Origin of the sequence: Mesorhizobium sp. M0119 (genome assembly GCF_040322615.1) — a bacterium.
Lineage (GTDB): Bacteria > Pseudomonadota > Alphaproteobacteria > Rhizobiales > Rhizobiaceae > Mesorhizobium.
Window position 1 is genome coordinate 1 of sequence record NZ_JAMYTU010000030.1, and the last position, 22,553, is coordinate 22,553.

Below are 22,553 nucleotides of genomic sequence, written 5' to 3' on the forward strand. Positions count from 1 at the left end.
AACATAACAAACCCTGAACACCCCGCCCCACCTTCCCCGAAACCTAAATACCCCCCCCCCCCATCCCACTCGGTTGTCCCCAAAACACCTCTCCACAAAAAACGGCGCGGCCCGCCCCCCCCCCCCCCACCAGGCTTGGGAGGCTTAGCGAGCTGCGGTCCAGCCCTTGTAATCCTTCAAATTGTCGGCCGTGATCAGCTTCGGGTCGAGCAGCACCGTCGGCTCAGCCGGCTTCTTGCCGGCAAGCAGGTCAGCCGCCATCGTCAGCGACTGGCCGGCCATCACATAGGGATCCTGCGAGGCCGAGGCCTTGATCATCGACGTGCCGGAAGCGAGTTCCTTCTCGATATCCGGCGCGCCGTCGACCGCGGTGAAGAGGAACTCCGAGCGGTTGAGCTGCTTGGCCGCAAGCTGGGCGCCAATCGCCGTCGGATCGTTGATGGCGAAGACCGCGTCGATCTTATCGAAACGGGTCAGCAGCGACTGGAACACTTTCAGGCCGCCGTCACGTGAGCCTTCGGCGTTCTGGTCGTCGGAAAGGATCTTGATGTCGGGGTGTTTTGCCAGCACGTCCTTGCAGCCCTTGACCCGCTCCAGGATCGACGAGGAGGCCGGGCCGTTGAGGATGACGTAGTCGCCCTTGCCGCCGGTATGGTCCACCAGATACTGGCACGCCTCTTCGCCGGCCTTGACATTGTTGGTCATCACGGTGACGTCGGCGCCTGGCGCCGAAACGTCGAAGGCGGCAACGACGATGCCGGCCGCCTGCGCCTTCTTCACTGCCGGCGCGATCGCCTTGGCGTCGACGGCGTTGAGCATGATGACATCGACGCCGGCGGCGATGAAGGAATCGACCTGCGAAACCTGCTTGTTGAGGTCGTAGTCGGCCGATACCGACGTCACCTGCACATTCGGGTTGATCTTCTTGGCCGCGTCCTCGATGCCCTTGATGGTGGCGACGAAGAACGGGTTGCCGAGCAGGCCGACCGAGATGCCGACCTTGTTCAGATCCTTGGCCGATGCCGGCGCGATGACGGCGGCCGCAAGGGCAACGCCGCAGAGCAGTTTAGCGATGGTCTTCATTGTTTTATTTTCCTCCTGATGCCCCGCGCCTCTCACGGTGCGTTACACATGAAACCGGCTCGTTGGATGCCGGCGACTAAGGGCCATCACGTTCTTGCTCCTGCCTGGAGCCGGTAACGGTCGAGGGCGACCGCCACGATGATGACCAATCCCTTGATGATGTACTGCCAGATGTCCGAAACACCGGCGAGGATGAGCCCGTTGGACAGCACGGCGATGATCAGGCCGCCGATCAGCGTGCCCCAGATCGAGCCGACGCCGCCGACGAAGCTGGTGCCGCCGAGGATGACCGCGGCAATAGCGTCGAGTTCGTAGGACTGGCCGAGCTGCAGCCCGTTGGCGGCATAGAGCCGGGCCGCCGACATGGCGCCGCCAAGGCCAGCCAGAAGGCCGGAAACGCCGTAGACGAAGAGCAGCACCAGCGGCACCTTGATGCCGGTCAGCCTGGCGGCCTCGGCGTTACCGCCGACGGCGTAGATCCAGGTGCCGAGCACGGTGCGCTTGAGCACCAGCCAGGACAGAACGACGACCGCCAGCGCAATGATGACCAGCCAGGGAATGCCGAACAGCGAACCGTTGCCGATGAAGTCGAACGGCAGGTCCGCGTTGAACACCGTGGTGTCCTGGCCAAGCAGGCGGGCGACGCCGCGCACGGCGGTCAGCGACCCCAGCGTGACGATGAAGGGCGGCAGTCTGATATAGGCGATCAGCAGCCCGTTGATGACGCCGAAACCGAGGCCGACGAGAATGGCCGCCGGCACGCCCAGCAGTCCCCAATCGGGCACCAGCGACACCATCACCGCCACCATCGCCGAGGCGGCAAGGATCGAGCCGACGGACAGGTCGATGCCGCCGGTCAGGATGACGAAGGTCATGCCGGCGGCCAGCACGATATTGATCGACGATTGCTGCATGACGATCAGCAGATTGGTCTGGGTGAAAAAGCGCGGATTGATGAACTGGAAACCGACCGCCAGCAGGATCAGGATCGGCAGCATGCCGAGTGCGGCGATGGCGGTGCGCCACCTCGTACTTCTGCCGATCGCCCGGTCGTCCGCTTTCATCGTGTCGGCCACCTTGTCGGTCATCGCTGAGCCGCTCCCGTTGCAAGTTCCATGATCGCTTCCTGCCGCAGCGGCTCGCCCTCCGACGCCGTCACCTCGCCGGCAATGGTGCCGTCGCGCATCACCAGCACGCGGTCGGCGATGCCGATCACCTCCGGCAGTTCGCTGGAGATCATCAGGATGGCGATGCCTTTCTTGGCCAGATTGTCGATCAGCCGATAGATTTCCGACTTCGCCCCGACATCGACGCCGCGGGTCGGCTCGTCGAGGATGACGACCTGCGGCTCTGTTTCCAGCAGGCGGGCGAGCAGCACCTTCTGCTGGTTGCCGCCCGACAGCGAGCCGGCATTGGCCTGCACCGAGCTGGTGCGGATGGAGAGGTCTGACACCGCCTTGGCGGCGCGCTTTTCGGCAGCCGTGAAGTCGCGCAGACCGCCGGCCTTCGCGTCCCTTGCCAGCACACCCATGCTGATGTTGTCGGAGATCGACATGTCGAGAAACAGGCCAAGTTGCTTGCGGTCCTCGGTCAGGTAGGCGATGCCGGCATCGAGCGCCTCGCTTGGCGAACCGATGGATATCGGTTTGCCGCCGAGCTCCAGCGTGCCCCATGTGTGCCTGTCGGCGCCGAAGATCAGCCGTGCCAGTTCGGTGCGGCCCGAGCCGACCAGGCCGGCCAGTGCCAGCACCTCGCCCTTGTGGAGGTCGAAGGAACAATTCTTTATGAGGTTGCCGTCCGACATGCCGCGCACCGACAGCGCGACGGCGCGCTTGCTGTCCGGCGGGCGGTGATCCTTCTTGTAGAAGGTCGACAGATCGCGCCCGACCATCATCGATACTAGGCGCGAGGCGTTCAGGTCGGCGCGGTCGAGCGTGCCGACATAGCCGCTGTCGCGCAGCACACTGACGCGGTCGGCGAGCTGGTAGACCTCTTCCATGCGGTGGCTGATGTAGATGATGGCGATGCCGTGCGACTTCAGCGTCGCGATCACCTCGAACAGCCGGTCGGTCTCACGCGAGGTCAGTGACGTCGTCGGCTCGTCCATGACGATGATGCGCGCATTGGTCGACAGCGCGCGGGCGATTTCCACCAGCTGGCGTTCGCCGAGCGACAGGCTGGCGACCGGAGTGCGCGCCGAAAAGGTCACGCCGAGCCGCGCGATAATCTCGCTGGCGCGACGGTTGCACTGCTCGCGATCGACGACGCCGAACCGTCGCGGCTCGTTGCCGAGAAAAATGTTCTGCGCCACCGACAGATTAGGCGCCAGCGACAGCTCCTGATAGATGACCGCAATGCCGGCGGCGCGCGCCTTGATCGGGTCGCCGGTGGCGGCCTGCGCGCCGTCGATCAGTATTTCGCCGCCGGGGTCCGGCCGGTAGGCGCCGGACAGCACCTTCATCAGCGTCGACTTGCCGGCACCGTTCTCGCCCATCAGCGCGTGCAGCTCGCCGGCATGGACGGTCAGCGACACATCGTGCAATGCGCGGATCGCACCGAATGTCTTCGAGATGTGGCGCATCTCCAGCACGGGCTGGCGGGCCGTCTCGCTCCGGGCGGCGGCGCTCATCGCGCACCTCCCGCACCTGCCCTGGCCACACCCCGGTCGGCGGCAAGGCCGCGCCAATCATTGCGATAGCCGGCAAGGCCGCTGAAACTTGCCGCATGCACCGCCTCCGGCGCCTCGGTGGCAAACTCGCGTCCGACGCTTTCGAAGGCAAGTGCGGCGGCACCGGTGGCGCTGCCCTCCAGCGTTGCGCCCTGCAGGAAGGCCTGCCCGGGCCGCAATTGCGCCAGCAACGCGGCAAGCAGCCCGCCGTTGTTCAGGCCGCCGTCGACGATCACCGTATTGTCCGAATGGATCAGCTCGAGGCACAGATCGAGCATGAGCGCGACATAGAGCAGCGCCATGGCCGCGCGTTCGTCGGGGTTGGGCGTGCGCCCGACCAGCTCGCCGCGCCGGTGTGCCATCGGCCCGCCGGGCGCGAAGCTCGGCAGCGCCATGATGCCGGCGTCGATCACCCGCTGTATCAATGACGGCGCAATTGCGCCCTGCCAGCCGGCGCTAATCGTGGCGAATTCGCGGCCGCCCATGAAGCGGATGGTCGGCACCGGGCCGCCGTCGACATCGACATTGACCAGCATGTCGCGCTCGCCATCGAGTGCATCGAGCGGACAGTCCGGATTGAGCACGACCACCCAGGTGCCGGTCGAGACCACGGTCACCGGCCCGAGCTGCTGCCGGCGGTAGGCATGGAGCGCGGCATTGCTGTCGTGGACGCCATTATGGATGGCGACCGGCTTCGCGGCCTGGCCGAAGCGCTGCTCGCCGATCACCGCGCCGGCACGCTCGAAGGCGGGCATCTGGCCGCGCCAGCCCTCGGCATCGACCAGCGAGCTGAAATCGCGTTTGCGCGGCGCCCACAGATGCGAATGGCAGCCGAGATACGAAACTTCCGACACCGGCCGCCCGCCAAACCGCCAGCTCCAATATTGGGGGTACCCAAGGATCGATTCCGCTGCGGCGAAAGCCCCAGGCTCCACCTCCTTCAGCCACAACATGTGGCGGCCGTAGTTGAAGCCAAGCGGCAGGCGCGGTGAGAAGGTCTCGGCAAAATCCGGAATGCGGCGGTCGATCTGCGCGGCGATTTCGGCTGGCGGTTCCTGCTCGTAGTCGAGGATCGGATGCGTCAGCGCGGCGTCATCGACCAGCGCGAAAGTGCAGCCATGGCCGGATACCATCAGCCCTTCAATGCCATGCCTGTCGACGGCGTCATCGATGGCGCGAGCCGCCCAGTCGTGCAGCGCTGGCTCGTCGAGCACGCTGAAGCCGCCTTTGCGGATCCAGCTTGGTTGGGTGCGGCGCTCGTCGAGAATCTGTCCGTCTTGGCCGAAGACGAACAGCTTCGAATTGGTCTTGCCGAAATCGAGGACGGCGATGTTCACTGGGCGCCTCCCGAGGAAGCGGCGATCCGCACCATGACGCCGGCATCTTCGAGCATGCGCGCATCGGCGTCGGACAGGCCGTCATCGGTGACCAGCGTGCCGATCCGCGACAGCGGCAGCGCCACGTTGCGCGCGTGGATCGAGAGTTTGCGGCTGTCGGCCAGCACGACGATCTGGTCGGCGCAGAGGCTGAGCTCGACGATCGAGCGGACCAGCAGCGGATGCGATTCCAGAAGGCCTTCCTGGCCGATGCCTTGCGCGCCGAGAAAAAACTTCGAGGCGTAGAACGGCACTGTCTGCGTCAGCGAATGGATGATGCCCGGCTCGCGGTGCAGTTCGCCGCCGGCGACGGTGAGGCTGCAATGGCCGTGGTCGCTGAGATAGGCCGCGAGCGGCATCGAGTTGGTGTAGAGCCGGATGTTGCGGTCGGCGAGCTTGACGCCGAGATGGAAGCAGGTCGAGCCGCCATGCACGATGACCGCGTCGCCGTCGCGCACCATGGTGGCGGCGAGGGCGGCGATCTGCCGCTTGGCCTCGACGGCGAGGTCGCGGTTCTCGTCATAGGGCCTGGCATAGGCGACGCCGGCTTGCGAAGCGCCATCGAGCGCCGAGATGCCGCCATAGACCTTGCGCGCTTCGCCGGCCTCGTCGATCTTGTCGATGTCGCGCCGCACCGTCGCCGCCGACACGCCAAGCCGCTCCTGCAGCTCGCGCACCGATGCGAAAGGCCGGTCCCGCAAAAGCTCGACGATCTGACGCTGGCGGCCGGAGTCGCTCAACCCTTACCTCCCAATGCGCTTGCCTCCCAAGCCGTTTTGCACGGCATTGCCATTTTGCACGGCAATTGGTGCAACTTACTCAACGTGCCTCGGATTGCAAGCCTGATTTGACGCGATAACATCACTGTTGACGTAACTTACTCGCATCTGCGATACCAGCGTCGGCCTTCGTCCCGGCAAGGGACGTCCAAAGCCGTGGCCACGCGGCCGGTTTGTGGAGGAATTTCGATGACGATCAGCGCGGATGCGCAGGAACTGGCAGCGCTGCGGTCGCTTTCGGCCGAGATCGGCAGCGACCCGCATCTGACCCAGGCCGCCGGCGGCAACACCTCGCTGAAAGCCGGCGACACGCTCTGGATCAAGGCCTCCGGCACCTGGCTGAAGGACGCGCTTACCGCGGACATCATGGTGCCGGTCAGCATCCCGCCATTGCTCGACGCCATCGAACGGCGCGACCCGGCCGCCGAACAGCCGCAGGCCTTCACTGTCGGCGCCCTCAACGCGCGCGGCTTGCGCCCCTCGATCGAAACCACCGTGCATGCGCTGATGCCGCAGCGCATCGTTCTGCATGTCCACTGCGTCGAGACCATTTCGCTGGCCGTGCAGGCCGACTGCGAGGCCGAGGCCGCCAGGCGGCTTGACGGCCACCAATGGGCGTATGTTCCCTATCGCCGGCCGGGACTGCCGCTCGCCCAGGGCATCGCTGAGCGCCTGCGGCCAGGCGTGGATGTCCTGATCCTCGGCAATCACGGTCTGGTCGTTGCAGCCGAGACCGTCGCCGAGGCCGACATGCTGCTGCGGAGCGTGACACGGCTCTTGGCGCGGCCGCCACGCCAGATGGCGGAGCCGGACACCACGGCATTGATGGCGCGCGCGGGCGACAGTGACTACAGATTGCCGGCCGACGTCGAGGCGCATGCGGTGGCGATCGACCCCGAAAGCTGCCGCATGGCTTCGGGTGGCAGCCTCTACCCCGACCACGTCATCTTTCTCGGCGAAGGCTCGGTCGTGGCGAGACCGGGCGAGGATGTGAAGCGCGTCATCGAGCGCTGCGGCGCCGCACCCGTGGCGATCCTGTTTCCCGGCCTCGGCGTGCTGATGCGCGGCGACGCCGGCGCCGGTGCCGACGCAATGCAGCGCTGCCTCGCCGACGTGACGGCGCGGGTCGATGTCGCGGCCAAGCTGAATTATCTGACAGCGGCGGAGAATGACGAACTGATCAACTGGGACGCCGAAAAATATCGCCAGAAACTCAATGCCGGGGGCAGCTGACATGCCGCGTTCGCCAAGCCCGCTATCAACTGGCCCGCTTGCCATCGGCATTGACATCGGCACATCCGGCGCGCGCGCCGTCGCCATGCGCCCGGACTTTTCCATTGCCGCGCAGTCCGCTATTGCCCTCGAGCGATTTGGGCTGAACGGCCGCGACCCCGCCATATGGTGGGAGGCGGTCGGCGCGACGTTGGCGGAACTGCTCAAATGCATCGATCGCGCGGCAGTGCGCTCGATCGCCGTCGACGGTACGTCGGGCACGCTGCTGCCGGTCGACGGCGCCGGGCGGCCGCTGGCCGAACCGCTGATGTACAACGACAAGGTCGCTGACGACACTCTTCTGACTGCAATAGCCGGCGTGGCACCGGCAACGAGCGCTGCACTCGGGGCGACGTCCGGTCTCGCCAAGACGCTGTCTTTCCAGCACCTGCCCGGCGTCGCCACTGTGCTGCACCAGGCCGACTGGATCGCCGGACAGTTTTCCGGCCGCTTCGATGTCAGCGACGAGAACAACGCCCTGAAAACCGGCTACGACGTCGAGGCCCGGCGTTGGCCGGACTGGATCGCGGCGACCGGCATGCGTGTGGATCTTCTGCCCCGAGTCGTGCGGCCGGGCGATGTCACGGGCACGCTCACCGCCAGCGCCGCGAAAATGTTCGGCCTGCCGCATGACGTGGTTGTCGTCGCCGGCACCACCGATGGCTGTGCATCGTTCCTGGCGACCGGTGCGAGTGCCGCGGGCGACGGCGTTACCGCGCTCGGCTCGTCGCTGACCATCAAGATCCTCTCCGACCGGCCGATCTCGGCGCCGCAATTCGGCATCTACAGCCACAGGCTGGGAGACACCTACCTGGCGGGCGGCGCCTCGAATTCCGGCGGCAAGGTGCTGGCCCAGCATTTCCCCGTCGCCCGCATTGTCGAACTCAGTAAAAAGATCGACCCGGCAACCGAGACCGGCCTCGATTATTACCCGCTTCCGGCGCCGGGCGAACGCTTCCCCATAGCCGATCCGGCGCTGCCGCCCCGCCTCGAGCCGCGGCCCGCCGACGACGCCGATTATCTGAAAGCGATGTTCGAGGGTATTGCGGCGATAGAAGCGCTCGGCTATCGCCGGCTTGCCGAACTCGGCGCACCCCGGCTGACATCGGTCAGGAGCGTCGGCGGCGGTGCGGCCAATCCGGCCTGGACAGCGATCCGGCAGCGCAAGCTTGGCGTCGCTCTCGTACCGGCTCTTTCGGAGGAGGCCGCTGCCGGCACGGCGCGGCTGGCGCTGATGGGCGCAAGCGCAGCGGGGCTTTTATGACGACCAAGGCAATTCAACACCTCGATGGCATCGCCGCGCTGATCGACCGCTATCAGGTGTTCCTGCTCGACCAGTTTGGTGTGCTGCACGACGGCACCAGCGCCTATCCAGGTGCTGTCGAAGCCTTGTCGGCGCTCAAGCGCGCCGGCAAGACCATCGTGCTGATCTCGAATTCCGGCAAGCGGGCGCAACCCAATGAGCGCCGCCTGCTGAAGCTCGGCTTCGAACCGGGAAGCTGGGACCACTTTGTCTCCTCCGGCGAGGTGGCGTGGCGCTCCTTCCACCAAATGGCGGCCTCCGGAGCCCTGCGCCCGCAGACAAAATGCCTGCTGATCCGCCGCGACAATGACCGTTCGGCTGTCGACGGCCTGCCCTTCGTCCTGGCCAGGGACGGCGACGATGCAGAACTGGTGCTGATTTCCGCCAGCGAGGGCGATCGTTACGACCTCGACCATTATCGCCGGCTTCTTGGTCCGGCGGCGGCGCGGCGGGTGCCATGCTTCTGCACCAATCCCGACAAGATCATGCTGACTGCCGTCGGCCCTCGCTTCGGCGCCGGCCGGCTCGCCGATCTCTATGAGAGCCTCGGCGGCAGCGTGGCGCGCATTGGCAAGCCCAATCCGCAGATATTCGAGGCAGCGCTGGCACTGGCGGGTCACCCGGAGCGCGACAGCGTGGTCTGCGTCGGCGATAGCGTCGAGCACGACATCGCCGGCGGCAACGGCGTCGGCGTCGCGACGACGTTGGTCCTGTCGGGCATATTGGCGGGGGCGCCTGACCTGGAGGACGTTTTCGCCACGCTGAACGCCCGTCCCGACTACATCGCGGATAGCTTCAGGTTTCGCTGAGTTGTTAAGGCGAGACAAAGCTAATCGAGGTTGAAACGCCCGATCACCGGCACATGGTCCGAGGGCCGTTCCCAGCCGCGCGCCGGCCGCAGGATTTCATAGCCGGCAAAATGCGGCACCAGGTTTGGCGACGACCAGATATGGTCGAGGCGGCGGCCGCGATTTGAGGCCTGCCAATCCTGGGCGCGATAGCTCCACCAGGTGTAGAGTTTCTCCTCGTACGGCACATTGAGCCGCATCAGGTCGATCCAATCGCCGGAGAGCCGCATCGCCTCGAAATTTTCCGTCTCGACCGGCGTATGGCTGACGACGTTGAGGAGCTGCTTGTGCGACCAGACATCGTGCTCGAGCGGCGCGATGTTGAGATCGCCGACCAGGATCGAGCCGGAATGCTCGTCATGCTCGGCGCGGACGGCGTTCATCTCGGCAACGAAATCGAGCTTGTGCTTGAACTTGCGGTTGACGGCCGGGTCGGGCTCGTCGCCGCCGGCCGGAACGTAGAAATTATGCAGCAGGATCGTCTTGCCGCCGACGTTGACGGTGACCGACAGATGCCGGCTGTCGTCGATGTCGCAGAAGCGGCGCTTTTCGACGATCTCGATCGGACGGCGCGCTATGGTCGCAACGCCGTGATAGCCCTTCTGGCCATGGAAGGCGATGTGCTCGTAGCCGAGCTTGCGGAACGCCTTCTCCGGAAACAATTCATCCGGAACCTTGGTTTCCTGCAGGCAGAGCACGTCCGGCGCCTGCTCGGCCAGCAGGCGTTCGACGATCGGCATGCGCAGCCGAACGGAGTTGATGTTCCAGGTAGCGACGGAAAACGGCATGTGGGGTTCCGGACAACGCAAGATCCGCCGGATGGCTCCGACGGAAGTCAATCGCGGAAACTACTGCCAGCCGCGCACCGCAAAGACAAGGCGGCGCTTGGCCGAGCCTGTCATGGTTGAGTCCGGTGCTGCCCCTCATCCGTCTGCCGACACCTTCTCCCCGTATAGTGACGGGGAGAAGGGGCTGGCCGCAACGCCGGTGCTGTTTTTGCGACGGTGGTGATTGGCGAAACCGACGATGAGAGCGCCCCTCTCCCCGTCACCATACGGGGAGAGGATGCCGGCAGGCAGGTGAGGGGCGGCGCTGACGCCCGAAGAGAATCTACCGCGTCTTGGTATTCAGCTCGCGGTTCGCCGTATAGTCGATGGCGAAGGTGTCGGGGGCGAAACTGACGCCCTCCTTGGTGTTGAAGATCATCACCGTTGTGTCCTTGCCTTGCGCATCGGTGATGGTCCACTGCCGCAATTCATAGGATTTCGGATCGAACATCATGGTGATCTTCGAATTGCCGAACACCGATTTGTCGGCAAGCTGGATAGTGGTGAGATCGTTTTCTTCCTTGACGCTTCTGACGCGTCCGCCCGAGAGATCGATCTTGTCGTCGAGCAGCAGCTTCAGCGGCGTCTTCGACAGCGGGTAGAGATCGGAGGTCCGCAGCTTCTTGTTGAGGATGACCACCGACTTGCCGTCGGAAATCACCCTGAAATTCGAGGCGCCGTCGTAATTGAAGCGGATCTTGCCCGGCCGTTCCAGAAAGAACTTGCCGCCGGTCTGCTCGCCCTTGGGTCCGAACTGCACGAACTCGCCGCTCATCGATTTGACCGAGGAGAAATGATCGGCGATTTTCTGCGCCGTCGCCGGAACCGCTGCTTGCGCCGACGCCAGCAGCTGGAAGCCGGGCACGAGGTTGGCGGCCGCCGCACCGGCCAGGACAAGGCCGAGGCCGAGCACCTGCCGGCGGGTTGGGGCGAAATCCCTGCTTGGGGCGAAAGTTGCGTTTTTCATGCCGGTCACCATCATCTGATTGCTTGCTCGTTATGTTGGTCTGGCCCCCCAGTTGGGCTTAAGTTTGGCGGGCCGCACGGCGCTCATCCGTTGCAACGCGCCAAAAGGTTCAAAGTTGCCGGCGCGGGCTCTAGAACTTGTCGTCCTCCGTCGGCACCAGGATTTCGCGTTTTCCGGCATGATTGGCCGGGCCGACAATGCCTTCCTTCTCCATCTTCTCGATGATCGAGGCGGCGCGGTTGTAGCCGATGCCGAGCCGGCGCTGGATGTAGCTGGTCGAGGCCTTGCCGTCGCGCAGCACCACCGCGACCGCCTGGTCGTAGGGGTCGTCGGAATCCTCGAAATTGCCGCCGTCGCCGCCGCCACCGCCTTTGCCCGTCGGCTCATCGTCATCCCTGTCGTCGTCCTCGGTGATGGCGTCGAGATATTCCGGCACGCCCTGCAGCTTCAGATGCGCGACGATCTTCTCCACCTCGTCGTCGGAGACGAAGGGACCGTGTACGCGCTGGATGCGGCCGCCGCCGGCCATGTAGAGCATATCGCCCATGCCGAGCAGCTGTTCGGCGCCCTGCTCGCCCAGGATGGTGCGGCTGTCGATCTTCGATGTCACCTGGAACGAGATACGGGTCGGGAAATTCGCCTTGATGGTGCCGGTGATGACGTCGACCGACGGCCGCTGCGTCGCCATGATGACATGGATGCCGGCGGCGCGCGCCATCTGCGCCAGGCGTTGCACCGCGCCTTCGATGTCCTTGCCGGCGACCATCATCAAATCGGCCATCTCGTCGATGATGACGACGATGTAGGGCATCGGCTCGAGGTCGAGGTTCTCCGTCTCGTAGATCGCTTCGCCGGTCTGGCGGTCGAAGCCGGTCTGCACGGTGCGCGAGATCCTTTCGCCTTTTTTCTCGGCCTGCTGCACGCGCGCATTGAAGCCGTCGATATTGCGGACGCCGACCTTGGACATCTTGCGGTAGCGATCCTCCATCTCGCGCACGGTCCATTTCAGCGCCACCACCGCCTTCTTCGGATCGGTGACCACCGGCGTCAGAAGATGCGGAATGCCGTCATAGACCGAGAGCTCCAGCATCTTTGGATCGATCATGATCAGCCGGCAGTCCTGCGGCGTCAGCCGGTAGAGCAGCGACAGGATCATGGTGTTGATGGCGACGGACTTGCCCGAGCCGGTGGTGCCGGCGACCAGCACGTGCGGCATTTTGGCGATGTCGACGATCACCGCCTCGCCATTGATGGTCTTGCCGAGCGCCAGCGCTAGCTTGGACTTTGTCGTTTCGAAATCGCGGCTGGCGAGTATCTCCCTGAGATAGACGGTCTCGCGTTTGGCGTTCGGCAGCTCGATGCCGATGGCGTTGCGGCCTGGCACCACGGCGACACGGCAGGCGATCGCGCTCATCGAGCGGGCGATGTCGTCGGAAAGGCCGATGACCCGCGACGATTTGATGCCGGGCGCCGGCTCCAGTTCATAAAGCGTGACGACCGGGCCGGGACGCACATGGATGATCTCGCCCTTGACGCCGAAATCCTCCAGCACGCCCTCGAGCAGGCGGGCATTCTGCTCCAGCGCGTCCTTGGACAGGCTGGCATCGCGCACGACATTCTTCGGCTCGGACAGGAAATGCAGCGACGGCATTTCAAACCTTTCCGAGCCGATCAGTGTGGTCTGCGCTTCGCGCTGGACGCGGGCGCCCGGAGCCGGGCGGGGTGCCGGCGCTGCGACGCGCGTGGCCGCATCGGATCGGAAATTCTGAACCTGCGCTGTCGGGGCGCTGCGCCGTTGGCCCACGGGCTCCGGTGCAAAATCCATGTCATCGTCATCGTCGAAGACGTCGGCATCGTCGGGGTCGATCGAGGCACTGCGGTCATTGACCATGGCGGCGAAGAATTCCGGCTCGACGCGAGCGCGCCCGCCCGGGCTCATCCGCGCCTCGGCGAACTCGGCCGATTCGACCCTTTCGGCCGCCCGCCGCCAGGCGCTGGGGCGCGGCTCCATCTCCGGCTCGAAATCGTCGCGCTCGCGCCGGCGCGCGGCGCGGCGGCGCAAATAGGCCCGCAACGACAGCCACCAATGGGTGATGGCGCCAAGCGCCAATATGCCTTCGTCGCCCTCGTCCTCTTCATTGTCGAAAAGCAGGTCGTCCTGCGGATCGGGCACGGCAGGCTGTTCGAGGACGGCGAAGCCGTTCTTGCGTGAGATCAGCGCCGAGCCATACAAGAATACCCACAGCGCCGGCGCTGCCAGGAGCACGGCGAGCACGCTGGCGACGAGGCCGGTCGGATAGCCGCCGATGACCAGGCCGGGAATGTTGAGCACCATGTCGCCGAACACGCCGCCGAGGCCGGTCGGCAGCGGCCAGGTCTTGGGCGGCACCACGCAGCCGGCAATTGCGGCGCCAAGCAGCGAAAACCCGAACCAGGCCAGCGCCCGTTTCGGCAGGCGGTCGACGCCGCGCGCGGTAAACAGCAGAAATCCCCAGATCACCGCCGGCACCAGCGCCGCAACGGCGGCAAGTCCGAAGAACTGCATGGCAATGTCGGAAAAGACGGCGCCGGCATAACCCATTGCATTGGTGACGATATTGTCGGTGGCGTGCGAAAAGCTCGGATCGGCGACGTTCCAGGTGGCAAGGGCGGCGACGCCGAAGCCAACCAGAGCAAACAGCCCGGCACCAACCAGCCGCCCGACCTGGCGCCTCGCGAACGACCGGATGCCGTGCCCGGTATCGGCCAGCGCAAGCGGTGCTGAAGCCCCTGAACGCATGCTCTTCCTCGTCTGTCGTTGCCCGGCCGGGCGCGGACGCGCAACACGGCAGATTCGGCTGTGAGACTAGCGGCGGGAAGGTTAAGGGCGCATTAACCATGGGCAATCTGCGTCGCCGGAACGGGCGCAAGATGTCATGCCGGACTTCCTCGCCGAACACGGCGTCGACCCCACGACAGGCATTGGATGCCGCCCGGCTCGGCGGTAATGCCGGGCACGCGTGTCCGCCATTATCTGCATCGTGGTGACGAACATCAGGCTGCAGCCTGATCGGGATTGTCAGTTGGCGCCGCCGAGCGCCTGCACATTGGCGCAGAATTCGGCATGCGGCTTGCTCATCGCCGCATCGTTGCACCTTGATCAAGCGATTGTGATCGAGCCATAACGGCCGCCTGCACACAAAAAAGAGGCCCGGAGATCTTCCGGGCCTCAAAGCGTGAGCCCTTTCGGGAGCATCACGACGGGATATTCCCGGCACCGGCAAAACGCCGGTGCCAGCCAATAAACCTTACGGCACCACTTCGCCGTGCTGGCTGATGTCGAGCCCTTCGACCTCTTCCTGGGTGGAAGGACGCAGGCCGACCAGCGCCTTGACGATGTAGAGGATCACGAAGCTCGCGATCGCCGTCCACAGGATGGTGAAGACGATACCGTAGAGCTGCTTGCCGACAGAAGCACCCGAGCCGAGGCTGTTGATGGCCGGATCGGCGAGCACGCCGGTGAGCAATGCGCCGATGATGCCGCCGATGCCGTGCACACCGAATGCATCGAGCGAGTCGTCATAGCCGAACGCGTGCTTGAGCTTGACGGCCGAGACGTAGCACAGCACGCCGGCGACGATGCCGACGATGAAGGCGCCGGTCGGATTGACGAAGCCGGAAGCCGGTGTCACCGCAACCAGGCCGGCGACGGCGCCCGAGATGATGCCGAGAATGCTCGGCTTCTTGGCGACGATCCATTCGGCGAACATCCAGGCGAGCGCCGCAGCGGCAGCGGCAACCTGGGTGTTCAGCATCGCAGCACCGGCAAGGCCGTCGGCGGCCAGTTCCGAGCCGGCGTTGAAGCCGAACCAGCCGACCCACAGCAGCGAAGCGCCGATGACGGAGTAGACGAGGTTGTGCGGCGCCATGTTGGTGGTGCCGTAGCCTTCACGCTTGCCGAGAACCAGCGCGCAGACCAGGCCGGCAACACCGGCATTGATGTGAACGACCGTGCCGCCGGCGAAATCGAGAACGCCGGCTGTGCCGAGGAAGCCGCCGCCCCACACCCAGTGCGCGATCGGGGCATAGACCACCAGCAGCCACGCTCCCATGAAGATGAGCAGCGCCGAGAACTTCATGCGTTCGGCGAAGGCCCCGGCAATCAGCGCCGGAGTAATGATGGCGAAGGTCATCTGGAACATCGAGAAGACGAACTCAGGGATGTTCGCCACCCCCGGCAGCCACAGCGACGAGGTGGTGATGCCGTTGTGGAAGAACTTCGAGAAGCCGCCGAGATAGGCATTCATGCCGCCGCCATCCGAGAAGGCCAGCGAATAGCCGAACATGAACCACAGCACCGTCACCAGGCAGGTGATGGCAAAGCTCTGCATGATCGTGGCGAGCACGTTCTTCTTGCGCACCATGCCGCCATAAAACAGCGCCAGGCCCGGTATGGTCATCATCAGCACCAGCGCCGTCGAGGTCAGCATCCAGGCGGTGTTGCCGGTGTCGAGCGCGGGCGCAGGGGCAGCCGGTGCTGCCGGAGCCGCTTCCTGCGCGAACGCAGCAACCGTGCCCAGTGCAGCGAGAGCGAGCGAGCCCAAAACGGCCGCGCGTCCCGTTATCTTCAAGGTGGAAGGAATATTCATTGAACTCTCCATTGGAATACGTATCCGCAGCTCAAAGCGCGTCGGTGTCTGTTTCGCCGGTGCGAATGCGCACTGCCTGGTCGATGCCGAAAACGAAGATCTTGCCGTCGCCGATCTGGCCGGTCTTGGCCGCCGCGGTGATGGCGTCGACGGCCTTGTCGACCATGTCGACAGCGACCGCGACTTCGATCTTGATCTTCGGCAGGAAGCTGACCGCGTATTCCGCCCCGCGATAGATTTCCGTGTGCCCCTTCTGACGTCCGTAGCCTTTTACTTCGGTGACGGTCAGGCCCTGGATGCCGACTGCGGTGAGCGCCTCGCGCACCTCGTCGAGCTTGAACGGCTTTATGATTGCCATCACGATCTTCATAAGGTTTCACCCTTTGCTGTTGCGGGTCCCCGCGTTTGCACGACTTCGCCGATCCCCATGAGAGCCGGAGAGTGCCCGCTAGGATTCAAGCTCCGTGCCAATTGCCGAAGCAGGGTGTTAAGCTATTGTTAAACAACGAAATCGGGAAGGTTTGCCGACTGCCTGTTCACAGGCGCGGCAGTGCATATGATTAAAAAATAGGCAAATTTCGAAAAATGCCTACTCCGCAGGCGGCCGCTTCAGCCGGATGAGTCCTTCTTGGGCAACCGAGGCGATCAACGTGCCGTCGCGGGCAAATAGCGAGCCGCGGGTAAAGCCTCGCGATCCTTGCGTCGACGGGCTGTCTTGCGTGTACAGCATCCAGTCGTCGAGCGGATGGCTGCGATGGAACCACATGGCGTGGTCGAGGCTCGCCGCCTGGATATCACGATCGAAAATGGCGCGGCCATGGGCAAAGGTCGAGGTGTCGAGCAGCGTCATGTCGGAGAGGTAAGCGAGCACGGCCGCCTGCGTGGCGCGGTCGGCCGGCACCGGGCCGGTGGTGCGGATCCAGATGTTCTGCTTCGGCTCGAGCTTTTCCCGGCTGGTATAATGCTTCAGCATCACCGGCTTCATCTCGATCGGCCGGTCGCGCTCCCAATAGCGCTTGATGCCGTCGGGCACAGCTTCGCCGAACTTGCCCAGCAATTCGCGCTGCGACAGCAATGTGTCGGGCGCCGGCACGTCCTGCGGCATCGGCACCTGATGTTCCAGGCCGACCTCATCCTGCTGGAACGAGGCTTCCAGCGAAAAGATCGCCTGGCCGTGCTGGATCGCCACGACGCGGCGCGTAGTAAAGGAGCCGCCGTCGCGGATGCGGTCGACCTCGTAGATGATCGGCACCTTGGTGTCGCCCGGCCGCATGAAATAGCCATGCAGCGAATGCACGTGGCGCTCGGGCTCGACCGTTCGCTGCGCGGCGACCAGCGCCTGGGCGATGGTCTGGCCGCCGAAGATGCGCTGCCAGTCGAGCTTGGGGCTGCGACCACGATACAGGTTGTGTTCCAGCTGCTCGAGGTCGAGAATGCCGAGAAGCTCGTCCATGGCTGCCGTCATCTTGACCTCGCCGCAAAATTACCATGGCGGTTTCCGACAGGAACAGCGGGCAGTCAAGGGCGGAATGCCCGGCGACAGTCAGGCTGCGAAAGGAATTGCCATGGTCGACAGCAAGAATTCGCTCGACGTTCTGGTCGCCGGCGCCGGTTATGTCGGCTTGGCCGTCGCCGTGTCGCTGAAGCAGGCGCGGCCGAGCCTTGCGGTCGCCGTCGTAGATGCCGCACCGGCCGGCGTCTGGCGGAAGGACGGCCGCGCCTCGGCGATTGCCGCCGCCGCGTGCCGCATGCTCGACCAGCTCGGCGTCTGGAACGAGATCGCGCCGGAGGCGCAGGCGATCACCGAAATGATCGTCACAGATTCGCGCACATCCGATCCGGTCCGCCCCGTGTTCCTCACCTTCGACGGCGAGGTCGCGCCCGGCGAACCCTTCGCGCATATGGTCGCGAACAAGGATTTGAACGGCGCCTTGCGCCGGCGTGCCGAACAACTCGGCATCGGCATCATCGAAGGCGTGGCGGTCAGCGCCTTCGATACCAACGGTGCCGGCACCACCGTGCATCTTGCCGACGGCGCGACGCTGAAGGCGCGGCTGCTGGTTGCCGCCGACGGCGTCAATTCGAAGCTGCGCGACATGGCCGGCATCAAGACGGTGAAATGGGAGTATGGCCAGTCCGGCATCGTCTGCACGGTGGCGCATGAGCGGCCGCACAACGGCCGCGCCGAAGAGCATTTCCTTCCCGCAGGCCCGTTTGCCACGCTGCCACTCAAGCCGGGCAAGGACGGCACCAACCGCTCGTCGATCGTCTGGGTCGAACGGTCGCAGGATGCCGAAAAACTGGTCAGTGGCGACACCCTGGTCCTGGAATATGAGCTCGAGCACCGCTTTGGCCTGAAACTCGGCGAAATCCATATCGCCGACAAGCCGCGTGCCTGGCCGCTCGGGCTGATCATTGCGCGCGCCTTCGTCGCGCCGCGCATCGCCTTGGCCGGCGACGCCGCCCACGGCATCCACCCGATCGCCGGCCAGGGTCTCAATCTCGGCTTCAAGGACGTGGCGGCGCTGGCCGAAGTGGTGGTCGAGGCCGACCGGCTTGGCCAGGACATCGGCGCGCTCGACGTGCTCGAGCGCTACCAGCAATGGCGGCGTTTCGACACGGTGCAGATGGGCATCACCACCGATGTGCTGAACCGGATGTTTTCCAACGATTTCGGCCCGCTGCGCACTTTGCGCGACGTCGGCCTCGGCCTTGTCGAACGCATGCCGCGCCTGAAGGGGTTCTTCATCCGCCAGGCGTCAGGCCTGTCCGGTGACACGCCGAAACTATTGAAAGGCGAGGCGATCTAGCGCCCACAAAAGGTAGTAGAAAACCACAACAGCAATCAGGATGCCGAACATGAACCGCCCGGCTCTGGATTTCCTCAACCGGTCTTCAAAGAGCACGCCGATCAGATCAGCTACTTGCGCCACCACATAGGCCACTGCTTCCATTTGCACCCTGGATCTTTGACGTACTGGTCTTGATGTAGGTACGGCTCTCTTTCATTCAAAGGTGGACTGCATTGGCTTAGTTGACCTCGAAGCCCAGCTTCTGGCGCAGCCGCAGCATTCGCTGGTCGGAAATCTGCAGGCTTTGCCCGTCGGCTTCCGCCGCCCGGCTGACCATCTGCAGCAGATCGCTCCTTTCGGCCGCGTCGAGCCGTTCGCGCAGGAACGGCGCCAGCTTGTCGATGACGACCGTGGCGTCGTCGATTTGCGATGCCGCCCATTTGGCGTAGATCACCGCTTCATCGGTCTGCTTTTTGTCGGCAATCTCCGAGATCACCGATCGAATGGCAGCTTCGCGTTGCGGCAGAACAGGGCCGTGTTCCGAAATGATCGCGGTGATCAGCGTCGCGGCGGCCACGACCGGATCGTCGATCGCCGTCAGCGGCGAGAGCGCCGCCTGCTTGCGCAGTTTCTTGCGCCGGATGTTCCCTTGCACACGCCCGACGACGTCCGCGACCTCACGCGCCGCGTCGTTCATGGCCTTCATCCGATACCACCAGAACGCCGCTGCCCCCAGCAGGCCGATCGCAGCAATCAATATATGCATGCCCCAAGATCCCCCAATCTCAGGCGACGATAGGAGAAGTATTGCTTCGCTTCAACACGCAAAAGTTGCGTGCAACCAAGAAAACGACGGTCCGCGCGCGCCGTTGGCCGCCAACTGCCGAGACACCTTCATGACCCCGGCACGTTGTAGATCGCCCGCACCTCGATCGTGCCGATTTCGGCCAGCGGAATGCCGCCGGCGATCTCCAGTGCCTCGTCGATATCCCCGGCTTCGATCATCAGGAAGCCGAGCAACTGCTCCTTGGTTTCGGCGAAGGGGCCGTCGGTGACCAGCCGCTTGCCCTGACGCCGGCGCACGGTCTTCGACGTCTGCACCGATTGCAGCGCCTGCGCGATGATCAGCCGGCCGCTTTGCGCTACCGACCTGTCATAGGCCAGCGAATCGGCGTCGAGCTTGGCCAGTCTCGCAGGCGTCATTGCGTAGAGATCTTTTTCTTCACCGTAGACCAGGCAAACGTATTTCATCTTTACCTCCATTCCTGGGTTGGACCGTCGGACGAGGCTACGGAAACATTGGCTGGGCCTTTGGCCACTGCATAATCCAGAAAGGACACCGCAATCCCGATAATGGCAATCGCCGCAAGCAGCCGGCCGAAGCCGGAAGGCGGCACGCTCGACCAGTCGGCTTGTTGTTCACCGGCCCTGTGGCTGGTGCTTGTCCGGTGAGCCGAAAACAGATTGTTCATGTGGTCCTCCATCCAGCCACCAATTCCATGGCCGCCCCCAGGACGGCCCGGACAGATGGAAGCCGACATTTTTGCACGCATATTTTTTCGCGATTTTTTCCCGAGCGATTTTTTTGCCTGACCATGATGTGTCACGCGGCCGCCAATACGAAAGCGCGGGTGGCCTTCGCTCCCGCGCGCGCTATAGTCGACTGGATGCCGATCACGGGCTCAGCCACGACAATCAAGGAGGAATTGATGGACCGCACCGCCAACGCCGTTTGGAAAGGCAGTTTCAAGGAAGGCAAAGGCACACTCGAAACCCAGAGCGGGGTGCTGAAGGGCACGCCCTATTCGGCCAAGATGCGTTTCGAGGACGAGAGCGGCAAATCCGGCACCAACCCGGAAGAGCTGATCGCCGCCGCCCATGCCGGCTGCTACGCCATGCAGCTTTCGCATTTCCTCGCCGAGAACGGCACTCCGGCCGCCGAGCTCGACGCCAAGGCCGTGGTAACGCTGGTCCCCGGCACCGGCATCACCGGCAGCGCGATCACGCTGGTCGGCAAGGTACCGGGCATCGATGCCACCAAGTTCAAGGAATTGGCCGAGAAGGCCAAGGCCGAATGCCCGGTCTCGAAAGCGCTCGGCGCCATCAAAGTATCGCTCGACGCCAGGCTCGGGTGAGCCGCCAAACGAACGTCGGCGATCCTTCGCGCCCCCCTCTGCCCTGCCGGGCATCTCCCCCTCAAGTGGGGAGATTGGCAGTTTTGGCGACGGCTCTCGTCCTTCAACCTTGGTGATTGGCGAAAGTGGAGATGACAGCGCAATCTCCCCCCTTGAGGGGGAGATGTCCGGCAGGACAGAGGGGGGCGCTGTCCCGCCGGCATTCGAGTGACTATGTAGTGCCGTCGCCGGTCAGCGCGTCGAGGCGGGCGCGCAGCTCGGCAATTTCTTCCTCAAGGGCCTGCACGCGTATTTCAAGATCCGAGGCCGGCGAGGACGATTGCAGGGGCGCCGCGGCAGCCGACAGCTGCGGCGGCCCGCTGAGCAGATGGACATAGCGATCCTCGCGCTGGCCTGGGCCGCGATCGATCTGCTGCACCAGCGGTGGCCGGCGGCCGATCAGCAGATCGAGGCTGCCGCGAAGCTCGTCGATCGACGGCAGCCGCGCCATGCGCTCGCTTCGTGCCAGCAATTCATAGGCCGTCTGCGGGCCGCGCAGCAGCAACAGGCCGAGCAGCGCGATCTGCGCCGAGGTCAGGGAAAAGCGCTGCGCCACGACATGCTCGTAGCGCTCGACGCGCGACGCGAACACCTGCCTGACGAGGCCCTTCTGCTCGAGCTGGCCAAGCGCTCTTCTGACCTCAGCGAGTTCGACCGACATCACCGGCTCGCGCGCCGTCTTCTGGTTGGCCGCCGCAAGTGCCGCATTGAGCGTCAGCGGATAGACGTCCGGCGTCAGCTCCTTCTTCTCGATCAGGCAACCGAGCACGCGCGCCTCGACGGGGGAGAGGATGGGAAGGTCATCGCTCATTGGGCAATCCTTTCTAAGGCTGGCGGGACAGCGCCCCCCTCTGTCCTGCCGGACATCTCCCCCACTTGGGGGGAGATCGGCAGCTTCGGGGACACCGCCTCATCCTTCAACCTCAAAGATTGGCGAAAGCCGCAAATGACCGCCAATCTCCCCACTTGTGGGGGAGATGTCCGGCAGGACAGAGGGGGGCGCGAAGGATCGCTACCTACGAGACATTCGGCTGCAACCCGCCCGCCGCCTAAACCCGCCGCTCCACCATCATCTTCTTGATCTCGGCGATCGCCTTGGCCGGGTTGAGCCCCTTGGGGCAGGTCTGGGCGCAGTTCATGATGGTGTGGCAGCGATAGAGCCGGAACGGGTCTTCGAGATTGTCGAGCCGCTCGCCCGTCGCCTCGTCCCTGGAATCGATCAGCCAGCGATAGGCCTGCAGCAGCGTCGCCGGACCGAGATAGCGCTCGCCGTTCCACCAGTAGCTCGGGCAGGAGGTCGAGCAGCAGGCGCACAGTATGCACTCGTAGAGCCCGTCGAGCTTTTCGCGGTCCTCATGGCTCTGCAGCCATTCCTTGGCCGGCTCGGGCGACACCGTCTTCAGCCACGGCTCGATCGAGGCGTGCTGGGCGTAGAAATTGGTGAGGTCGGGCACTAGGTCCTTGACCACGGCCATGTGCGGCAGCGGATAGACCTTGATCGCGCCGGAAATGTCGTCGCAGCCCTTGGTGCAGGCGAGCGTGTTCGACCCATCGATGTTCATGGCGCAGGAGCCGCAAATGCCTTCGCGGCAGGAGCGCCGCAGCGTCAGCGTCGGATCGATCTTGTTCTTGATCCAGAGCAGCGCGTCGAGCACCATCGGCCCGCAATCGTCCGTGTCGACGAAATACGTATCCATGCGCGGGTTCTCGTCATCGTCCGGCGACCAGCGGTAGATGCGGTATTCGCGCAGATTGGTCGCACCCTCCGGCTTCGGCCAGGTTTTGCCCTGCCTGATCTGCGAGTTCTTGGGAAGCGTGAGTTCGACCATTGGGGAC

At 64.5% G+C, this 22,553-nt stretch carries 22 protein-coding genes; 5 read left to right on the forward strand and 17 right to left on the reverse strand.

What is annotated here, in order from left to right; all coding sequences use genetic code 11:
• Window positions 1-144: 144 nt before the first annotated feature.
• The 5 genes from NKJ40_RS23270 to NKJ40_RS23290 all read right to left on the reverse strand — a co-directional run bounded on the left by NKJ40_RS23270 (window position 145) and on the right by NKJ40_RS23290 (window position 5,867).
• Window positions 145-1,083, reverse strand: a complete 939-nt coding sequence (locus NKJ40_RS23270) for an ABC transporter substrate-binding protein (protein ID WP_352468051.1) — start codon at window positions 1,081-1,083, stop codon at window positions 145-147.
• A gap of 86 nt (window positions 1,084-1,169) precedes the next feature.
• Window positions 1,170-2,147, reverse strand: coding sequence for an ABC transporter permease subunit (locus NKJ40_RS23275; protein ID WP_376705997.1), 978 nt, complete (start codon window positions 2,145-2,147; stop codon window positions 1,170-1,172).
• Window positions 2,148-2,167: 20 nt separating this feature from the next.
• Entirely contained in the window at window positions 2,168-3,712 is a 1,545-nt protein-coding gene (locus tag NKJ40_RS23280) for a sugar ABC transporter ATP-binding protein (RefSeq protein ID WP_352468053.1), read from the reverse strand.
• Window positions 3,709-5,088, reverse strand: coding sequence for an FGGY-family carbohydrate kinase (locus NKJ40_RS23285; protein ID WP_352468054.1), 1,380 nt, complete (start codon window positions 5,086-5,088; stop codon window positions 3,709-3,711). The genes NKJ40_RS23280 and NKJ40_RS23285 overlap by 4 nt, the downstream gene beginning before the upstream one ends.
• Window positions 5,085-5,867, reverse strand: a complete 783-nt coding sequence (locus tag NKJ40_RS23290; RefSeq protein WP_292663773.1) for a DeoR/GlpR family DNA-binding transcription regulator — start codon at window positions 5,865-5,867, stop codon at window positions 5,085-5,087. Before NKJ40_RS23290 ends, NKJ40_RS23285 begins: the two co-directional genes overlap by 4 nt.
• A 228-nt stretch (window positions 5,868-6,095) precedes the next feature.
• Here NKJ40_RS23290 and NKJ40_RS23295 point away from each other — a divergent pair, with 228 nt between their 5' ends.
• The 3 genes from NKJ40_RS23295 to NKJ40_RS23305 are packed head-to-tail and all read left to right on the forward strand — an operon-like array spanning window position 6,096 to window position 9,290.
• On the forward strand, window positions 6,096-7,139 hold the full coding sequence (locus NKJ40_RS23295; RefSeq protein WP_352468055.1) for a class II aldolase/adducin family protein: 1,044 nt from the start codon (window positions 6,096-6,098) through the stop codon (window positions 7,137-7,139).
• A 1-nt stretch (window position 7,140) separates the two neighbouring features.
• The gene (locus NKJ40_RS23300) at window positions 7,141-8,442 is read left to right on the forward strand and encodes an FGGY-family carbohydrate kinase (RefSeq protein WP_352468056.1); all 1,302 of its coding nucleotides are present in this window, start codon (window positions 7,141-7,143) and stop codon (window positions 8,440-8,442) included.
• Window positions 8,439-9,290, forward strand: a complete 852-nt coding sequence (locus tag NKJ40_RS23305; RefSeq protein WP_352468057.1) for a TIGR01459 family HAD-type hydrolase — start codon at window positions 8,439-8,441, stop codon at window positions 9,288-9,290. The genes NKJ40_RS23300 and NKJ40_RS23305 overlap by 4 nt, the downstream gene beginning before the upstream one ends.
• Window positions 9,291-9,310: 20 nt before the next feature.
• Here NKJ40_RS23305 and NKJ40_RS23310 read toward each other — a convergent pair whose 3' ends face one another.
• The 6 genes from NKJ40_RS23310 to tesB all read right to left on the reverse strand — a co-directional run bounded on the left by NKJ40_RS23310 (window position 9,311) and on the right by tesB (window position 17,216).
• The gene (locus tag NKJ40_RS23310; protein ID WP_352468058.1) at window positions 9,311-10,117 is read right to left on the reverse strand and encodes an exodeoxyribonuclease III; all 807 of its coding nucleotides are present in this window, start codon (window positions 10,115-10,117) and stop codon (window positions 9,311-9,313) included.
• Between the two features lie 322 nt (window positions 10,118-10,439).
• Window positions 10,440-11,123, reverse strand: a complete 684-nt coding sequence (locus NKJ40_RS23315; protein ID WP_352468059.1) for an outer membrane lipoprotein carrier protein LolA — start codon at window positions 11,121-11,123, stop codon at window positions 10,440-10,442.
• Between the two features lie 130 nt (window positions 11,124-11,253).
• Window positions 11,254-13,902 carry an FtsK/SpoIIIE family DNA translocase gene (locus tag NKJ40_RS23320; RefSeq protein ID WP_352468060.1) on the reverse strand — a complete coding sequence of 883 codons (2,649 nt, stop codon included), beginning with the start codon at window positions 13,900-13,902 and terminating at the stop codon, window positions 11,254-11,256.
• 508 nt (window positions 13,903-14,410) lie between these two features.
• Entirely contained in the window at window positions 14,411-15,733 is a 1,323-nt protein-coding gene (locus NKJ40_RS23325) for an ammonium transporter (protein WP_292664120.1), read from the reverse strand.
• A 49-nt stretch (window positions 15,734-15,782) separates the two neighbouring features.
• Window positions 15,783-16,121 (reverse strand): P-II family nitrogen regulator, encoded by a 339-nt coding sequence (locus NKJ40_RS23330; protein WP_292664109.1) that lies wholly within the window; start codon window positions 16,119-16,121, stop codon window positions 15,783-15,785.
• 219 nt (window positions 16,122-16,340) lie between these two features.
• On the reverse strand, window positions 16,341-17,216 hold the full coding sequence (gene tesB, locus NKJ40_RS23335; RefSeq protein WP_031212697.1) for an acyl-CoA thioesterase II: 876 nt from the start codon (window positions 17,214-17,216) through the stop codon (window positions 16,341-16,343).
• A gap of 100 nt (window positions 17,217-17,316) precedes the next feature.
• Between tesB and NKJ40_RS23340 the strand changes: the two genes are divergently transcribed.
• Window positions 17,317-18,561 carry a ubiquinone biosynthesis hydroxylase gene (locus NKJ40_RS23340; protein WP_352468103.1) on the forward strand — a complete coding sequence of 415 codons (1,245 nt, stop codon included), beginning with the start codon at window positions 17,317-17,319 and terminating at the stop codon, window positions 18,559-18,561.
• Here the strand turns inward: NKJ40_RS23340 and NKJ40_RS23345 are convergent.
• From NKJ40_RS23345 to NKJ40_RS23360, 4 genes are all read right to left on the reverse strand, one after another.
• Window positions 18,538-18,705 carry a hypothetical protein gene (locus tag NKJ40_RS23345; protein ID WP_352468061.1) on the reverse strand — a complete coding sequence of 56 codons (168 nt, stop codon included), beginning with the start codon at window positions 18,703-18,705 and terminating at the stop codon, window positions 18,538-18,540. The two genes, NKJ40_RS23340 and NKJ40_RS23345, sit on opposite strands and share 24 nt — an antisense overlap.
• A 76-nt stretch (window positions 18,706-18,781) precedes the next feature.
• Window positions 18,782-19,309, reverse strand: a complete 528-nt coding sequence (locus NKJ40_RS23350) for a hypothetical protein (protein WP_352468062.1) — start codon at window positions 19,307-19,309, stop codon at window positions 18,782-18,784.
• A 128-nt stretch (window positions 19,310-19,437) separates the two neighbouring features.
• Window positions 19,438-19,794 (reverse strand): YciI family protein, encoded by a 357-nt coding sequence (locus NKJ40_RS23355; protein ID WP_352468063.1) that lies wholly within the window; start codon window positions 19,792-19,794, stop codon window positions 19,438-19,440.
• A gap of 2 nt (window positions 19,795-19,796) precedes the next feature.
• Entirely contained in the window at window positions 19,797-20,150 is a 354-nt protein-coding gene (locus tag NKJ40_RS23360) for a hypothetical protein (RefSeq protein ID WP_352468064.1), read from the reverse strand.
• Window positions 20,151-20,252: 102 nt separating this feature from the next.
• Here NKJ40_RS23360 and NKJ40_RS23365 point away from each other — a divergent pair, with 102 nt between their 5' ends.
• Entirely contained in the window at window positions 20,253-20,678 is a 426-nt protein-coding gene (locus NKJ40_RS23365) for an OsmC family protein (protein WP_352468065.1), read from the forward strand.
• A 211-nt stretch (window positions 20,679-20,889) separates the two neighbouring features.
• On the opposite strand, the gene NKJ40_RS23370 is transcribed toward NKJ40_RS23365, so the two are convergent.
• Complete coding sequence (locus tag NKJ40_RS23370; protein ID WP_352468066.1) at window positions 20,890-21,528, reverse strand: YceH family protein; 639 nt, start codon at window positions 21,526-21,528, stop codon at window positions 20,890-20,892.
• 238 nt (window positions 21,529-21,766) lie between these two features.
• Window positions 21,767-22,546: a succinate dehydrogenase iron-sulfur subunit gene (locus NKJ40_RS23375; RefSeq protein WP_352468067.1), complete on the reverse strand. Its 780-nt coding sequence runs from the start codon at window positions 22,544-22,546 to the stop codon at window positions 21,767-21,769.
• Window positions 22,547-22,553 lie beyond the last annotated feature (7 nt).

Bases quoted from the DNA above. Each gene is read 5' to 3' on its own strand.
- NKJ40_RS23315 (WP_352468059.1), bottom strand. From the start codon at position 11,123: ATGAAAAACGCAACTTTCGCCCCAAGCAGGGATTTCGCCCCAACCCGC.
- NKJ40_RS23355 (WP_352468063.1), bottom strand. From the start codon at position 19,794: ATGAAATACGTTTGCCTGGTCTACGGTGAAGAAAAAGATCTCTACGCA.
- NKJ40_RS23270 (WP_352468051.1), bottom strand. From the start codon at position 1,083: ATGAAGACCATCGCTAAACTGCTCTGCGGCGTTGCCCTTGCGGCCGCC.
- NKJ40_RS23345 (WP_352468061.1), bottom strand. From the start codon at position 18,705: ATGGAAGCAGTGGCCTATGTGGTGGCGCAAGTAGCTGATCTGATCGGC.
- NKJ40_RS23350 (WP_352468062.1), bottom strand. From the start codon at position 19,309: ATGCATATATTGATTGCTGCGATCGGCCTGCTGGGGGCAGCGGCGTTC.
- NKJ40_RS23365 (WP_352468065.1), top strand. From the start codon at position 20,253: ATGGACCGCACCGCCAACGCCGTTTGGAAAGGCAGTTTCAAGGAAGGC.
- NKJ40_RS23375 (WP_352468067.1), bottom strand. From the start codon at position 22,546: ATGGTCGAACTCACGCTTCCCAAGAACTCGCAGATCAGGCAGGGCAAA.
- NKJ40_RS23305 (WP_352468057.1), top strand. From the start codon at position 8,439: ATGACGACCAAGGCAATTCAACACCTCGATGGCATCGCCGCGCTGATC.
- NKJ40_RS23340 (WP_352468103.1), top strand. From the start codon at position 17,317: ATGGTCGACAGCAAGAATTCGCTCGACGTTCTGGTCGCCGGCGCCGGT.
- tesB (WP_031212697.1), bottom strand. From the start codon at position 17,216: ATGACGGCAGCCATGGACGAGCTTCTCGGCATTCTCGACCTCGAGCAG.
- NKJ40_RS23310 (WP_352468058.1), bottom strand. From the start codon at position 10,117: ATGCCGTTTTCCGTCGCTACCTGGAACATCAACTCCGTTCGGCTGCGC.
- NKJ40_RS23295 (WP_352468055.1), top strand. From the start codon at position 6,096: ATGACGATCAGCGCGGATGCGCAGGAACTGGCAGCGCTGCGGTCGCTT.
- NKJ40_RS23370 (WP_352468066.1), bottom strand. From the start codon at position 21,528: ATGAGCGATGACCTTCCCATCCTCTCCCCCGTCGAGGCGCGCGTGCTC.
- NKJ40_RS23330 (WP_292664109.1), bottom strand. From the start codon at position 16,121: ATGAAGATCGTGATGGCAATCATAAAGCCGTTCAAGCTCGACGAGGTG.
- NKJ40_RS23275 (WP_376705997.1), bottom strand. From the start codon at position 2,147: ATGAAAGCGGACGACCGGGCGATCGGCAGAAGTACGAGGTGGCGCACC.
- NKJ40_RS23300 (WP_352468056.1), top strand. From the start codon at position 7,141: ATGCCGCGTTCGCCAAGCCCGCTATCAACTGGCCCGCTTGCCATCGGC.
- NKJ40_RS23320 (WP_352468060.1), bottom strand. From the start codon at position 13,902: ATGCGTTCAGGGGCTTCAGCACCGCTTGCGCTGGCCGATACCGGGCAC.
- NKJ40_RS23280 (WP_352468053.1), bottom strand. From the start codon at position 3,712: ATGAGCGCCGCCGCCCGGAGCGAGACGGCCCGCCAGCCCGTGCTGGAG.